The sequence below is a fragment of the Acetobacter oeni genome (assembly GCF_011516825.1).
GTDB classification, from domain to species: Bacteria; Pseudomonadota; Alphaproteobacteria; order Acetobacterales; family Acetobacteraceae; genus Acetobacter; species Acetobacter oeni.
Genome location: NZ_WOTA01000022.1, coordinates 23,699 through 39,133 on the forward strand (window position 1 = coordinate 23,699; position 15,435 = coordinate 39,133).

General features: G+C 56.1%; 14 protein-coding genes. 2 read left to right on the plus strand and 12 right to left on the minus strand.

Annotated elements, in window-relative coordinates:
* Positions 1-180 precede the first annotated feature (180 nt).
* Together GOB90_RS13665 and GOB90_RS13670 are read left to right on the plus strand one after the other, a co-directional pair.
* Positions 181-876: a TetR/AcrR family transcriptional regulator gene (locus tag GOB90_RS13665; RefSeq protein WP_242012034.1), complete on the plus strand. Its 696-nt coding sequence runs from the start codon at positions 181-183 to the stop codon at positions 874-876.
* 176 nt (positions 877-1,052) lie between these two features.
* Entirely contained in the window at positions 1,053-2,642 is a 1,590-nt protein-coding gene (locus tag GOB90_RS13670; protein ID WP_146889785.1) for an acyl CoA:acetate/3-ketoacid CoA transferase, read from the plus strand.
* 56 nt (positions 2,643-2,698) lie between these two features.
* Here GOB90_RS13670 and GOB90_RS13675 read toward each other — a convergent pair whose 3' ends face one another.
* The 12 genes from GOB90_RS13675 to GOB90_RS13730 all read right to left on the minus strand — a co-directional run bounded on the left by GOB90_RS13675 (position 2,699) and on the right by GOB90_RS13730 (position 15,428).
* Positions 2,699-3,733, minus strand: coding sequence for a zinc-dependent alcohol dehydrogenase (locus GOB90_RS13675; protein ID WP_146889782.1), 1,035 nt, complete (start codon positions 3,731-3,733; stop codon positions 2,699-2,701).
* Between the two features lie 18 nt (positions 3,734-3,751).
* Complete coding sequence (locus tag GOB90_RS13680; RefSeq protein WP_146889779.1) at positions 3,752-4,768, minus strand: ABC transporter permease; 1,017 nt, start codon at positions 4,766-4,768, stop codon at positions 3,752-3,754.
* A complete protein-coding gene (locus GOB90_RS13685) occupies positions 4,705-6,210 on the minus strand; it encodes a sugar ABC transporter ATP-binding protein (protein WP_146889776.1) in 1,506 nt (501 codons plus the stop codon). Before GOB90_RS13685 ends, GOB90_RS13680 begins: the two co-directional genes overlap by 64 nt.
* A 5-nt stretch (positions 6,211-6,215) precedes the next feature.
* A complete protein-coding gene (locus GOB90_RS13690; protein ID WP_146889772.1) occupies positions 6,216-7,181 on the minus strand; it encodes an ABC transporter permease in 966 nt (321 codons plus the stop codon).
* A gap of 72 nt (positions 7,182-7,253) precedes the next feature.
* A complete protein-coding gene (locus GOB90_RS13695) occupies positions 7,254-8,369 on the minus strand; it encodes a sugar ABC transporter substrate-binding protein (protein WP_146889769.1) in 1,116 nt (371 codons plus the stop codon).
* A gap of 263 nt (positions 8,370-8,632) precedes the next feature.
* The gene (locus tag GOB90_RS13700; RefSeq protein WP_146889766.1) at positions 8,633-9,649 is read right to left on the minus strand and encodes an aldo/keto reductase; all 1,017 of its coding nucleotides are present in this window, start codon (positions 9,647-9,649) and stop codon (positions 8,633-8,635) included.
* 138 nt (positions 9,650-9,787) lie between these two features.
* Positions 9,788-10,729 (minus strand): electron transfer flavoprotein subunit alpha/FixB family protein, encoded by a 942-nt coding sequence (locus GOB90_RS13705; RefSeq protein ID WP_146889763.1) that lies wholly within the window; start codon positions 10,727-10,729, stop codon positions 9,788-9,790.
* Positions 10,729-11,490 (minus strand): electron transfer flavoprotein subunit beta/FixA family protein, encoded by a 762-nt coding sequence (locus tag GOB90_RS13710; RefSeq protein ID WP_146889760.1) that lies wholly within the window; start codon positions 11,488-11,490, stop codon positions 10,729-10,731. The genes GOB90_RS13705 and GOB90_RS13710 overlap by 1 nt, the downstream gene beginning before the upstream one ends.
* A 15-nt stretch (positions 11,491-11,505) precedes the next feature.
* On the minus strand, positions 11,506-12,363 hold the full coding sequence (locus tag GOB90_RS13715; RefSeq protein WP_146889757.1) for a sugar phosphate isomerase/epimerase family protein: 858 nt from the start codon (positions 12,361-12,363) through the stop codon (positions 11,506-11,508).
* Between the two features lies 1 nt (position 12,364).
* Positions 12,365-13,513, minus strand: a complete 1,149-nt coding sequence (locus GOB90_RS13720) for a dihydrodipicolinate synthase family protein (RefSeq protein WP_146889754.1) — start codon at positions 13,511-13,513, stop codon at positions 12,365-12,367.
* An 8-nt stretch (positions 13,514-13,521) separates the two neighbouring features.
* The gene (locus tag GOB90_RS13725; protein WP_146889751.1) at positions 13,522-14,289 is read right to left on the minus strand and encodes a 3-ketoacyl-ACP reductase; all 768 of its coding nucleotides are present in this window, start codon (positions 14,287-14,289) and stop codon (positions 13,522-13,524) included.
* Positions 14,286-15,428, minus strand: a complete 1,143-nt coding sequence (locus GOB90_RS13730; RefSeq protein WP_146889748.1) for an acyl-CoA dehydrogenase family protein — start codon at positions 15,426-15,428, stop codon at positions 14,286-14,288. Before GOB90_RS13730 ends, GOB90_RS13725 begins: the two co-directional genes overlap by 4 nt.
* Between the last annotated feature and the right edge of the window lie 7 nt (positions 15,429-15,435).

Genomic DNA, 15,435 nt, shown 5'->3' on the forward strand with positions numbered 1-15,435 from the left:
CAGCCTCTACTCAAAGAACACACTCTCTTCCGGCGGACAAAACAGTATGACAGTGATGGATTTGAGAAGCAGGAAAGTAAACGTCTTGTTACCCCATGACAGGCGGGGTAAACTGAAAACAGCATGACTGCAGAAGACAGAACAAAAGTTGATGCCGGCTTTCCGCCACCGGGAGATTTCATGAAAAAACACTCAAATGTGGCCGAACAGCCTGAAAGTCGGAACATGGACACCCTGACGCCCGACGGTCGCGGTTCGGTCCGCGTACGGGATGCGGAGGCGACACAGAAACGCATTCTGGGCGCTGCCAAGCAGGAATTTGCCATGAACGGGCTGGCCGGCGCACGCGTCGATATCATCGCCGAAAAAGCCGATGCCAACAAACGCATGATTTACCATTATTTTGGCAGCAAGGAAGCCCTGTTCACACGCACGCTGGAAGACGCTTACACGGATCTCACTGTGGCTGAACAGTCGCTGCAACTGGACCATCTGGAGCCGGTCGCCGCCCTTGAAAAACTTGTCCGTTTCACATGGAATTACTACCTCGAAAACCCGGAATTCCTGACACTTGTGAACAGCGCCAATTTACATAAAGCCGTTCATCTTACAGATTCAGGCATTGTCCCGACCATCAGCAGAAACCGTTTGCGGATGACACGGACTCTTCTGGAGAGAGGAGAAAAAGCAGGCACATTCCGCAGCGGGATCGACCCCATGCAGCTGAACATCACAATCGCGGCCATCGGATATTACTATCTCACCAACCGGTTTACTGGCTCCATCATATTCGAATGCAATTTCATGTCCGCGAAACTGCTTAAACAGCGGATCGAGTTCAATGTTGAAACCGTGAAGCGGCTTGTCTGCCATTAACCGTCCGCCTTGCGTCTCCGCAGGGAACAGAAGAGCCGGGGGCCTGTCCCCCGCTCAGTTGGCCCAGTCTGAGAAAACGTCAGTGTGATATCAAACTTCCCCAAACAGGGCTTGCGATTCCGTCAGTTTAATACATAACTATCCAGATGGTTACCTTGTGATCCGGAGAGTCTGGCATGTCAAAAATCAAAACAGCCGAAGAAGCTGCAGCCCTCGTTAAAGACGGCGCCATCGTTGCCGTAAATTCATCCAGCGGCCTGTGCTGCCCGGATGCCGTGCTGGGCGCGATCGGCGAACGATTCAGCTCCCATGGAACTCCCCGGAACATCACAACAATCCATCCGATCGCCGCGGGTGATATGTTCGGCACAAAAGGCGTGGACCATCTGGCCCGGCCAGGACTGATCTCAACCATCATCGGCGGTTCCTACCCGTCCGGCCCGTCGTCGGCCGAACCACCGGTCATCCGCCAGATGGTGGCGCGCAACGAAATCGCCGCCTACAACATTCCGAGCGGCATCATTTTCGACATCCTTCGCGAAGGCGCAGCACACCGTCCCGGCGTCATGACGAAGGTCGGGCTCGAAACCTTTGTCGACCCGGCTCAGGAAGGCTGCGCGATGAACGATGCAGCCAGGGAAAAGCCCGTCGTAAAAAAGATCGAATTCATGGGCGAAGAGTGGCTGTTCTTCCCATCCATCCAGCCCGATGTCGCGATCATCCGCGCCACCACAGCCGACGAGCGCGGTAATCTGACCTTCGAAGACGAAGGCGCCTATCTCGGCGCCATGGAACTCGCGCTCGCCGGACATAACAGCGGCGGCGTCGTTATTGCGCAGGTCAAGCGCATTGCCGAAGCCGGCACCCTGAAGCCGCATAACGTGCGCGTACCCGGCATCCTGGTTGATTGCATTGTTGAAGCGCCTGAACAGTTGCAGACCACGGCAACACCTTATGACCCCGCCATTTCTGGCGAAATCTTCAGCCCGCTCAGCAGTTTCACCATGCCGGAATTCAATGCCGCCAAAGTCATGGCACGCCGGGTCGCACAGGAACTGCAAACCGGCTGGGCCGTGAATATCGGGTTTGGAATCTCCGCTAACGTGCCACGTATTTTCCTGGAAGAAGGACGCCATGGCGATGTGACATGGGTTATCGAACAGGGCGCCGTCGGTGGCGTTCCGCTCCTGGATTTCAAGTTCGGCTGCTCCGCCAATGCCGAAGCCTTTGTCGCCTCCCCTCATCAGTTCACCTATTTCCAGGCCGGCGGATTTGACGTCTCCCTGCTCTCTTTCCTTCAGATCGATCGTCAGGGCTCGGTCAATGTCTCGAAACTCTCCGCCCGCCCCCATGTGACAGCCGGTTCAGGCGGATTTGTCGATATCACTTCCCGCGCCCGCCGGATCATTTTCTCCGGATACTTCAATGCCGGCGCGAAGTTTGACATCACAAACGGCAAACTGGTGATCGAACGTGAAGGTAAGATCGCGAAAATCGTCGAGACGCTTGAGCAGGTTTCATTCTCCGGCCCGCGAGCGATTGCCCAGAACCAGGAGGTGCTTTACGTGACGGAACGCTGCGTCATGAAACTCACTTCGGACGGACTGATGGTCACCGAGATTGCCCCCGGCATCGATCTCAGAACCCAGGTTCTCGATCAGGCCGGAATCCTGCTTCTGGTCTCGCCTTCACTGAGCATCATGGATGACGCCCTTTTCCGGCCCGACGGAAAAGCCATCAGCGGCACCACACGCGCCGTGGCATAATACCGGGCGGGGCGGTACCTCCGGGTGCTGCTCCGCCGGAAACCGGAGGTCCGGTGTTACGTCCCCGGACGGATCTGAACTTTAAGAATTTCCGGATTATCTCCGAGAGACTCAAAAGCCGTCTGAATGTCGCTCAGCGGAACAACACGCCGGGTAAAGGGCTCGACCAGAAACCGGCCATGCGTCAGCAGAGCCAGCGCGTCGTGCATATCCTCGCCCATGCCCGCCACAGAGCCTTTGATCGAATTTTCCCTGAGAACCATATCAAGAATTCTGAGCGGGATCGTGTCATCAGGCCCGGTGATACCGAAGGCCGCAACATGCCCCCCGGGCCGTATCAGATTGAACGCACTGGCATACAGCGCCGGTGAGCCGATGCTTTCAATGACAATATCTGCTCCCCGGCCGCCGGTATGCGCATGAACGACGTTCCGCACATCGGCGGGATCAGTGATGACAACATCCGCGCCGGAGCGGCGGGCAAGCTCTGCCCGCTCGGGCGAGAGTTCAACCGCGATCACCGGCGCGGCGCCCACAAGACGCACCATCTGGATGTGCAGATTGCCGATCGGACCGGCGCCAAGAACGACGACAGACTGCGCGAAACCGGCCCCCGCCTTGCGGGCTGCCCGCACAACACAGGCAACAGGCTCGGTCAGCGCCAGAACCTCCGGGACGACACTGTCCGGCGCTGGAATGATCTGACGGGCCGGCACGGAAACATACTCCGCAAACGCGCCATCACGATGGATACCGATCTGGCGCATCTCCGCGCAGTTCAGGATTTCATTCCTGCGACAAAAATAGCAGTGCCCGCACCCGATATTGATATCGGCCACAACCCGCAATCCGGGCTTCAGACCATTTACCCCTTCCCCTACCCGCTCCAGTATTCCGGTAAACTCATGACCGGGAATGAAGGGAATCTTATCCGCCGCATAATGACCGTGAAAGATGTGAACATCCGTCCCGCAAATCCCGCAGCGATCCACCCTGACCAGCACATCGTCCGGCCCGACCGGCGGCAGCGGGACTTCCCTGACTTCAAAACGTTCCGGCGCAACGAGCACGGCAGCCTGCATCGTCTGCATCTTCGTTCTCCTGACTGTTTATTTAACAATCCGCATTTTTGAGCGGTCAATCGTTGTCGCGATGGCGACAATCAGAACAAGACCAAAGAAAATCTGCTGTCCTGTCGCCGGGATATTCAGATAAAGCATGCTGGCCCGCACGACCGCCACAATCATCGTGCCGATCAGCGTGTTCATCACACCGCCAACACCACCCGTCAGGGGCGTTCCCCCGACCAGAACGGCAACGATCGCCGGCAACAGAAACCCTTCCGCCAGCGTGGGCGAGCCGCCGGACAGTTTGACCGAGAACATCAGCCCGGCAATCGCCGCGAACATTCCGGACAATGCAAAGGCAAGAATTTTATACCGCTCCACACGGATACCCGAAGCAACAGCAACCGGCTCCCCCGTACCAATGGCCTTCAGAACCCGGCCGGCCGTCATGCGGTTCTGGATAAACCAGGCCACGCCGACAATCACAAGGGCCAGCACCAGTTCATGAGGAATACCGGCCGTGCTGCCCTGCATCCATCCGAAAGCATGGTTTCTCTGCCCGGCATCCATATGCAGCGCCTGCTGCCCGGAAACATACTGCGCGACGGACAGGGCAATGCCACCCACGGCCAGCGTGGCAATGAAAGACGGAACCTTCAGCCGTGTCGTGACAATGCCCGAAACCGCGCCGAACAGCAGACCGGCGGCCATGACGACCAGCGCCGAAGCGGCCCCCGCCACAGGGAGCGTTACCGTCGCCAGAACCGTCGCCATGTTCGCGACCGACTGAGAAGAGAGATCAATGCTGCCGATATAGATGACCAGCGTCATGCCGACCGCCATGATCAGAAGCGGTACGACATCGGTCGCCAGGTTCAGCAAATTTTCCGGACTGAGAAATTTTATGTCCGTTACCCCTACCACGAGGAGCGCGCAGACAAGCGTGATCCACGGAAGATGGCGCCTCAGTTTTTCAGCATAGGTCAGACTGCCGCTTACACCATGTACCGGATCAGGTCGTAAGGTGAAGGTTTTGAGCCTGGCTGACAGTTGAACCATTTCCTGATCTCTCCGTCCTTGATGACAGCGATGGTGTGACTGAGGCCGATTGCCTCTTCCAGAGTATCCGCAACAAGAATGATCCCCACGCCGTCCGCCGACATGTCCCGGATCATCTCATAAACATCTTCTTTCGCGCCGATATCGAGGCCGCGGGTAGGGTGATCGAGCAGGATGATCTCCGACCCGCTGCTTCGCCATTTGGCCAGAACGACTTTCTGCTGATTACCACCGGAAAGATTTCCACAATCGGAATTTTCCGAAGCAACCCTGATCGACAGACGCCTGATCCAGTCACGCGCGAGTTCGCGTTCCGCCGGAATCCTGAGCACGCCGCTTTTCGAATAATTCCGCATCTGGGAGAGCGTCATGTTTTCAAAGACATTCATGCCACTGGCAATGCCTTCGATCTTGCGCTCACGCGGAACATATCCCACACCATGCGAAACACTTTCCGACGCGCTGAACGACCGCACCGGAATACCCCGGATACTGATGGTCCCTTTCTCAGGCTTCTTCATCCCGAAAATCGTTCGAAGAACGGGCTCCCGCCCCGATCCTTCCACGCCGACAAGAGCCAGAACCTCGCCCGCATGCAGATTCAGGGAAACGTCATTTCCCCGCCCCGCTATCGTCACATGATCAAGTTCCAGCAGGACATGACCGTCGTCGTACGGCCTCTGTTTGTCTTCCCGGTAATATTCATGATTGACATCCCGGCCGACCATTTTCTTCTGGATCGTCTCGATGTCCGCTTCCGCGCTGTTCATCACATCAACGACGGCACCATCCTTGAGAACGTAAATACGATCCGACAACGTGACGATTTCATCAAGGCGGTGAGAAACAAAAATGAACGAGGCTCGCCCTCGAAGTTCCCTTACCAGACCGAAGAGCAGATCGATTTCTTCTTTTGAGAGAACGGATGTCGGCTCATCCAGAAGAATGACAAGTTTCCCCTCCACCCTTTCTTCAAGGGTAAGGACCTTCGCCAGTTCGACGAGCTGACGCTGGGAGAATGTCAGCTTCGATGTAATCATCGCCGGATCGATGTCGAGCTTCACTTTCCTGAGCTGCTTTCCAGCCGCTTCCGCCATCTTCTTCCATTTGATGGCGCCAAACCGGACAAACGGCTTCTCAAATCCAAGAAAGATGTTTTCCATCACGGTCAGATTGGGAATCAGGGATTGCTCCTGATACACCATTCCGACACCCATTTTCATGGCATCGCGTGGATTGCTGAAGGAAACAGGAACGCCATCCACCAGGACATTGCCGGCATCATGCCTAACAGCCCCGTAAATGATTTTCATCAGGGTCGACTTGCCTGCACCGTTCTCGCCAACAAGCCCGACAATCTCCCCGTCTCCAATCCTGAAATCCACACCCTTGAGAACATGCACGCCAGGGTAACGTTTTTCGACATTCTGCAGTTCGAACATGGCCCCTACTTTACAAAAAAGAGAGAACGCCGGTCGGTGGACAGATAAACGGCCGCAATGACAAGCAGACCGAGAACACCATCCTGAAAGTAATCCGGGAGTCCGACAACCACCATTCCGTTACCTATGACATTGACGATCAGAACCCCTACAAGCGTATTCCAGACACCACCTGATCCGCCGCTCAGCGAGGTCCCGCCAACAACGACAGACGTAATCGAAACGAACATGAAATTCTGTCCCGTCTCGGTCTCGGCAATACCCAGCCGGGCAACAGCGAATATCGCTCCCAGCGCATAAAAAATACCCGCAACGATAAAGCCGGTTACCCGCAGCCTTCCGGTATTCAGCCCGGAAGCACGCGCCAGATCCTCGCCGCCTCCAACTGCATAAAAATTACGACCGACCGTCGTATCGTCCTGGATGAACCACGCGATCAAAAGGCACGCCAGCGCCGCCCAGGCCATCAGCGGAAAGCCCCCTACCCGCACCGTCAGAAGAGAGCGGAAAATCGGGTCCTCGATCAGGATACGATCTCCGCCCGTAATCAGCAGCGACAACCCGATTCCGACAAATCCCAGAGAAAGACTCGCCATAAATGAAGGAATTTTGAGTTTGACGTGAATCAGTCCGTTAACGGCCCCCAGGACCGCACCAATGAGAAGAGCACCGGGAATAGCCAGCCACCCGGCTCCTGAAAGCGAGCCGCCAAGGGCGTTCAGCATCAACGCGAACAGCACGGCACAAACCGCAATGGTTCCCTCCATCGACAGGTCGATCGATCCCATCAGGATGACAAACGTCACGCCTGTCGCAACCATCAGAGCCGGCGAAGATGAAATCGCAATACGCGCAAAGTTACGAAGTGACAGAAAATTCGGATTGACTGCCGTGAAGAACAGGACAAGCCCGATCAGCACGAAAAGAGGGACCCATTTTCTGAGATTTTCCATGGTCAGGCGCTGAGTCATGAGCAGGTCTCGCCATCAACAGTAAAAACGCCGATAATTCGTGATTCTTTGCCATGAGATCCTGACAAAAAATCATGATTTATATCGGATGGGTCCTTTGGCCAGAGACCAGAAATCTTTCCAGTTATACTCCGGGTTCGTATCTATATATTTTGTCTTGAATTCCTGAGCGTCTTTTGTCGTTATCACCGCCGTCGGACCATAAAACTCACGATGTTCCCTAGGCTCCGCCGAGGGTTTGAACGCACCTGTCGCCGCGTAATAGGCCAGCGAAGCCGTGATCCCGCCCGCCCAGTATGCATTTGTAAAGACCGTTGCAAGCAATTTTCCTTTTGCAATCATTTCTATTGCCTGCGGATTGCCGTCATAGGATACGACAGGCATATTTTCGATACCCTCAGCCCGCAGTGCCTCGATCACGCCATAAGCCATCGTGTCACTGGCGCAATGAACCCCCTTGATCGCATCGCCGTAGCGCGTCAGAAAACCCGACATGACCTGATTGGCTTTCTGCGTGTCCCAGTCGGCCGCCTGAATCGCCAGAAGCTGGATATTCGGATAGGCTTTCAATGCATTTTTGAAACCCTGCTGACGTTCGATAGCCGGATTGTTAGAGGCGATACCGCCAAGATGCACTACACCACCCTTCCCTCCCATGGCATCGAACAGAACACGGGCCGTCTGTTCGGATGGTCCGACGTCGGACCATGTCATGTGAGAGACGTAATTGTCGCCGAAATCCCATGGATGGAGATCATCAGTCTTGTTCCAAATCGTGGAAACATACGCACCGGCATGGCTGACGGCTTCAACGACCGGCCGGCAGTTCGGCATATCATTCGGATCGACCGCCAGCGCCACACCGCTGCCATAACGCGAGAGAAGGGACTGGATGTCGGAGAGGGATTTTTCGCTGGACCCACCATTGATCAGATTGATCAGGTCACCCGACTGCCTGCCCAGACTCCGGACAAATGCCTCTCCTCCGGCAACGATGGAATTCCAGAACGGATTCGTCCGATCCCGATAGCTCCAGCATATTTTCGGATCAGGTGATGTTGCAGCCGCAGCCTGCCGCCCGATCAGCGAGGAAGAAGCCGCTGCTCCGCAAAGGCCCCAGGCCGAGAGCAGGAGAAGATTGCGACGATTGAGCGTCTGGTGCTCAATGTAATTTTTAATGAAAGACATGTCTGCCTCCGGGACGCCTGTTTCTGGAATCTACTGCCAGAGTCTGTGCACTCTGCGGTATATCCGGCGTTCTTTATTATTGAACCAGATAGTTACCAAAGACTGTTCGGAAGTCAACAGCAAAGAACGCACAGTCATGTGAGATGAAGCGGAATCAATGTGATCAGAACAAACGATTTCGGTGATTTCCTGCTGTACTCATGGCAGACGTAACTGGAACATCTCCTGTCTCCCAGCAATAAGCTATCGCGTGGCGTACCGGATCAGATCGGAACAGGCGCATTTTCCCGGAGCAACCCACGTTTTTTCAGATCGGCCCAGAACTCTGAAGGGATGGGATAGCTGAACCATTTGAGATTCTGCTCAAGCTGCCCGGTATTTCGTGTCCCCGCGCAGAATGACGGGATCGCCGGATGAGCAACGACAAACTGCAATGCCGCCGCCGGAAGCGGAACACCGTAATCCCGGCACACAGCTTCGATTCTCACCACCCGCTCCATGATCACTTCCGGTGCGGGAGAATAGTTATATTTCGCGCCAGGAACAGCACCTGTCGCAAGGATACCGGAATTGAAACCACCGCCAATCACAACGGCGGCACCACGCGCCTCACATAAAGGCAGGAATTTATCCAGAGCCTCCTGCTCAAGCAGCGTGTAACGCCCGGCCAGAAGAAAGCAGTCAAAATCACGCTGAAGAAGCGCTTCGTAGCAAACCTCCCATTCGTTAACGCCGACCCCGATCGCTTTGACGACACCTTCCGACCGAAGTCTTTCGAGTGCGCGCCAGCATCCGTCCATGGCCTGCCGGAAAACCTCCGGTTGATTATCTCCCTGGGTAAACCGGTCAATGTCGTGGATGAAGAGAAAATCTATTCTTTCAAGCGCGAGCCGCTGCAACGAATCCTCGAAAGAACGCATGGTTCCATCAAAACTGTAATCGAAATCCATTATGTTGGGAGCGGCATTATTCCATGGCGAGAAATCGATCTCCGAGCGCTTCGCGGCCCGCAATCTCCTGCCGACTTTCGAGGACACCACAAAATCGTCACGTTTTTTCCAGCGAAGAGAGTGACCCAGCCGGAGTTCCGCGAGGCCGTGACCATACATGGGGGACGTATCGTAAAAACGGACCCCGGCATCCCACGCGCATTGTATCATGTCATTCGCAATACCCTCATCGACTTCCCGAAGGAAGTTGCCAAGAGGCGCGGTACCAAATGCAAAAGCGGTTACATCAACACCACTACGACCGAATTTACGTTTTTCGTCTGGTCTCATAGCCGGTCATCCTGTTTTTTGCCTGTTCATATGTCATGACGGCTTTATTTTTACGGACGGCTGTTCCCAACAGTTTTCTTTAGCGTTCTTTCCGGGTCAACGACCTGAAAATCGTTTTCTTTCGGTTACAGATCATCTTCAGGAGAACTGCTTCTCCAGTTTCTTCGTCAGTTCAGGAACAATGGAAAAAAGATCCCCGACAAGCGCATAGTCGGCGACTCTGAAGACAGGCGCATCTTCATCCTTGTTTATCGCTACAATAACTTTCGAGTCCTTCATCCCTGCAAGATGCTGGATGGCACCGGAAATTCCGACAGCGAGATAAAGTTCCGGAGCAACCACTTTGCCGGTCTGCCCGACCTGCCAGTCATTCGGCGCATAACCCAGATCGACCGCCGCGCGACTGGCCCCGACAGCAGCCCCCATCCTGTCTGCCAGATCAATGATCATGTCGAATTTTTCTTTCGATCCGACACCACGCCCCCCCGAAACAACCACCCTGGCCGAAGTCAGATCCGGCCGCTCAGAGACCACGGAAACATCTTCCACCCAGAAGGACAGTTCCGGATCAGCAACAGCGTCTGTTCTTTCGATGGGTGCGGAGCCACCTTCACCAACAGCACTGAAAGACGATGTTCTGACGGTAAAAATTTTGATCGGATCAGCCGAAACGACCGTCTGAATCGCATTTCCGGCATAAACGGGCCGGTCAAATGTTTCCGCATCATGCACATGAGTGACGTCGGACAGCACCATCACATCCAGCAGCGAAGCCACGCGAGGCAGAATGTTTTTCGAGAACGCCGTCGCAGGAGCGGCGATGTGACTGTATGCCGGAGCAAGAGAAACAATCAGCGCGGCAAGTGGTTCGGCCAGGCCGTGAGCCAGCGAAACATCCTGTGCCATCAGAACCCTGGATACGCCCTGAAGTCTGGACGCTTCCTGTGCCGCGGCCTCGCTGTCACCGGATGCAACCAGGACATGCACTTCACCCAGAGGGGACAGCGCGGAGAGGGTTTTCGCAACAGCATCCGTGGCCAGACGCCCCTGATTCACTTCGGCAAGCAGAAGAACGGACATCAGATAACTCCTGCTTCGTTTTTAAGTTTTTCTATGAGTTCATCGACCGAAGAGACTCTTACGCCGGCAGAACGCTGCGGCGGTTCAATCGTTCGCACAACTTTCAGACGCGGCGTGGTATCAATGTCCAGTTCCGCAACGGTCCGTTCTTCCAGAGGTTTTTTCTTCGCCTTCATGATATTCGGCAAAGACACGTAGCGTGGTTCATTCAGTCTGAGATCAGCAGTAATCACCGCCGGGAGACTGACCCTGACGGTCTGTAGTCCGCCATCGACCTCCCGGGTTACAATCGCGCTACCATCAGCGATTTTGATTTCCGATGCAAAGGTTGCCTGCCCCCAGCCCAGAAGACCCGCAAGCATCTGCCCTGTCGCATTCAGATCATTATCGATCGCCTGTTTTCCTGCAATCACAAGATCCGGCTGTTCCTGTTCGACGAGCCTGGCAAGAATTTTTGCGACGGCAAGAGGTTCAATGTCCTGATTGACGTCGGATGTCGCATCGACAAGAATCGCGCGATCGGCACCCATCGCCAGCGCCGTGCGAAGAACATCCTGTGCCTGTTTCACTCCGATGGAAACAGCCACGATCTCCGAGACAATGCCCTTTTCCTTCAGTCGTACCGCTTCTTCAACGGCGATCTCATCAAAGGGATTCATCGACATTTTCACGTTCGTCAGTTCAACTCCGGACCCATCTGCCCTGACCCGAACCTTTACGTTATAATCAACAACTCTTTTTACAGGAACAATTACTTTCATGAGTCCCCCCGAAAATCAGCACACAGACCGGAAGCGGTCGATCATGATATCGAGAACCTCTTCAGGCTCCCGTTTCCACCAGTTGGCGGCAGAGAAAATTTCAACCTCGCAGAATCCCTGATACCCGGCGGCTTCGACCGCCGAGCGAATTCCTCTGAGATCAGCAACACCATCTCCCATCATGCCGCGATCCAGCAGAAAGTCGGACGTGTGCGCGAGCCAGTCGCACAGATGAAATCCGAAAATCCGTCGGCCGGCACGGGCAAGCTGGCGGGGCAGATCGGTATCCCACCAGACATGATAAACATCGATGGCAACACCAAGGTTGTCGGCGTTAATGAAATCACAGATATCAAGGGCATCGCGCGTCGTCATAAGACAGGACCGGTCGCCGCCATACATCGGATGCAAAGGTTCCAGCGCCAGCCTGACACCGGAGGAAGCCGCATAGGGCAGAACACCCGCAATGCAACCGGCAACAGCCTTCAGGCTTTCCTGCACCCCTTTTGTGCCCACCTGCACGCCACCGGTCACAATCGTCAGAACATCGGCCCCAAGTTCAGCGGTTTCGTCAATGGCTTTGCGGAAATCGTCGGCAACGTCTTCCCTGTGCCGGGCCGCCAGCGGGCCGACAAGAAACGGAGCCCGGCACAACCCCACGACACGGACTCCCGCCTCCCGCGCACGCGCGCCAATCGCGGCAGCCTTTCCCTCGATTTCCCTTCGCCAGAACACCAGTCCGTTGATTCCCCGCTCCGCACAGGCATCAATGGTTCGCTCCGGTGACCACCCGACCCCCGCTCCGGGAACATTATGCCCAAGAGTAGCCGTGTTCAGGGCCAGAACCGAATGGTCATGACTGAAATCACGCATCTCACGCACCGTAAAACGCAAGAAGTGTTTTCATCCGGCTTACGGCAAGGTCAGGATCACGAAGCAACCCGCAGCCATCGGCAAGCCGGAATATACCTGTAAAATCAGGCAACGGACGCATCGCCTGCGCTCCGTTCAGCATGACAAAATGATCCTGAAACCCGTTTAGCCACGCCAGAAACACAACGCCGGTCTTGTAGTATTGCGTCGGCGCTCTGAAGATCAGACGCGCCAGAGGAACCGTCGGATCAAGCACGGCCCGGAAACCAGCGACATCTCCCTCCCCCAGCCTGTTGACGGCAAAGACCGCCGCCGCCGCGAGCGGATCGAAAATCCCGAGCAGCGCGTGGCTGAATCCCTTTTCGTCGCCCTGAATGAGTTCCGGATAGTTGAAGTCGTCTCCGGTGTACATCCGCACACCCTCCGGCAAACGCCGGCGCAGAATAATTTCCTTGTCTTTATCCAGAAGCGAAATCTTGATGCCGTCGATTTTAGGTCGGTTTTCATCAATGATCGCAAGAACCGTCTCCAGGGCGGAATCGAAATCCCGTGTACCCCAGTACCCCGCAAGCGCCGGATCGAACATTTCCCCGAGCCAGTGAAGAATGACGGGCCTGTCACACTCAGACAACACTGCACGATAGACCCGCCTGTAATCATCGGGCGTTTTCGCAACCTGCACAAGCGCGCGGCTCGCCATGAGAATAAGGCTGCCACCGACGGCCTGAATGGCGCCAGCCTGCTCAAGATAAGCACTGATGACCTGATCCACAGACCGGGCATCGCGCGGATTGAGCTGATCCGTGCCGCAGCCATTCCCGATCAGCGCGTCGGGCAGTTCCACTCTGGTCCGCCGGATCAGTTCAAGGGAGCGGGACCAGTCGAGCCCCATGCCACGTTGCGCTGTATCCATGGCTTCGGCAATTCCCAGCCCCAGACCGGCAAGATGCCGGCGGAACTCAAGAGTCCTGTCCCAGTCTATCGCCGCATGACCGGACGGGTCCGTGTCGGCGAACGGGTCAGCGACCACATGCGCGGCGGAATAGATAATACGGGCGGGATGGGGAGGCAGGACTGTCCGTGGCAGAGATACGCCCGTCAGAACGTAATCCACCTTCCGTCCGGCCTCATCAGGCAGTGCGATTTTCATGGCTGTTCTCAAAAACGGGGGACGAGCAATCCGGCATCGGCCGAAATAACCTGTCCCGTGGTATAAGGGAGTTTTCCGCAGGCAAGCGTCGCGATGATCGCGCCCATGTCAGCAGGCTCTCCGACGCGGGGCAGCAGCGTCAGACCATCCACGGCACGCTGACGATACATTTCGATGACCGGCGCCGTCATGTCGGTGGCGATCAGCCCGGGCTGCACGTCGTAAACAGCGATGTTTTCCGGGCCAAGCCGGACGGCGAGGGCTTTTGAAACCATCGCCGCCGCCGCTTTCGACGCACAGTATTCCGAACGCGCGACAGCAACAGCAACAGCGTTTGACGACGTGACATTCACAATGGAATGAAACAGTCCCGCCGGACGCTCCTTTGCCAGAAGATGACGGGCAAAAACCTGAGAAAGAAAGAACACCGCCCTGGCATTGATCGCCTGACAACGATCCCAGCTTGCCTCGGTGACATCGAGAAGATCTCCTCTCTGAAGCACACCGACACCGGCATTATTCACCAGCGTCGTCAGAGGCCCGAGCGTCTCCGAGATCCGGCCCAGCCAGTCCGCATGAACGCCCGTATCGCTCACATCGAACGGTGCGGCCATAACGGGAACATGCAGAGCCTCGATACGCCTGACCGCGCCACGCAACTCTTCATCGTCAGCGGGACCGTTGATCGCCACCGCAAATCCTGCCCGCGCCAGAGCTTCCGCAGCGGCGAACCCGATACCGCGCGAAGACCCGGTAACGAGCGCGACCTGCCTCATGCGCGGGCGCCTTTTTTCATCAGTTCGCGCGCAATGATCATACGCTGAATCTGATTCGTGCCTTCATAAATCTGCGTGATTTTGGCATCCCGGTAGAGGCGCTCCACCTCGAAACCGCGAATGTAGCCAGATCCGCCGAACACCTGCACCGCATCCGCCGTCCGCGCGACAGCCATGTCTCCGGCAAAGCATTTGGCCATGGAGCAGGACCGCGTCGCGTCATGCCCGCGATCGATCTTCACGGCGGCAGAGTGAACCAGAAGCCTCGCAGCCTCGATGTCCTTCGCCATATCCGCCAGGAGCCACTGAACCCCCTGGAATTCGGAAATGTGCTTACCGAACTGTTTGCGCGTGCCGGCATAGTCCACGGCAGCCTCAAGCCCCGCCTGAGCGATCCCCACGGCCAGTGCCGCAATCCCGACGCGCCCCTTGTCCAGCACACTCATCATCATATGGAAGCCACGCCCAGCCTCACCAAGCAGGGCATCCCGTCCCAGTCGCACATCCGAAAAATTGAGTCCGCCGACCTGACTGGCCCGCTGCCCCATCTTGTGCTCTTTCGGGCCACGCTCAACGCCATTCGCGTGCAGATCGACAATAAAGATCGACATACCCCGGTTGCCGGCCTCCTTGTCTGTCCGAGCAAGGACAAATCCTGTGTCAGCAACAGGCGCGTTGTGAATCCACAGCTTTCCACCATTCAGAATCCAGCCGTCCCCGTCTTTTTCGGCGGTGGTACGGATTCCCGAAACATCGGTCCCGGCTTCCGGCTCGGTGATACAATAAGCCACCTTGCGCCGCATGCTGATGATTTCGGGCAGCATCTTCTTCTGTACGTCGGTGCCATGACGAACGAGAAGCGTACTGATCAGCTCGACCAGTCCACATTGATCCGCGATACTGGCATAGCCACGTGACAGTTCCTCCATGACGACAGCGTAGGTCAGCGTATCGAAGCCGGGGCCCCCGAATTCTTCAGGAACACCAATCCCAAACAGACCGACCTTTGCCATCTCTTCGTAAATCTCAGCCGGAAATCGCTCTTCACGATCCAGCGCCTCGGCCACCGGCCGGATAACCTCATCAGCGAAATCGCGAGCCGTGTCGCGAACCTGCTCCTGTGTCTCGTTCAGATACATTCCGGCA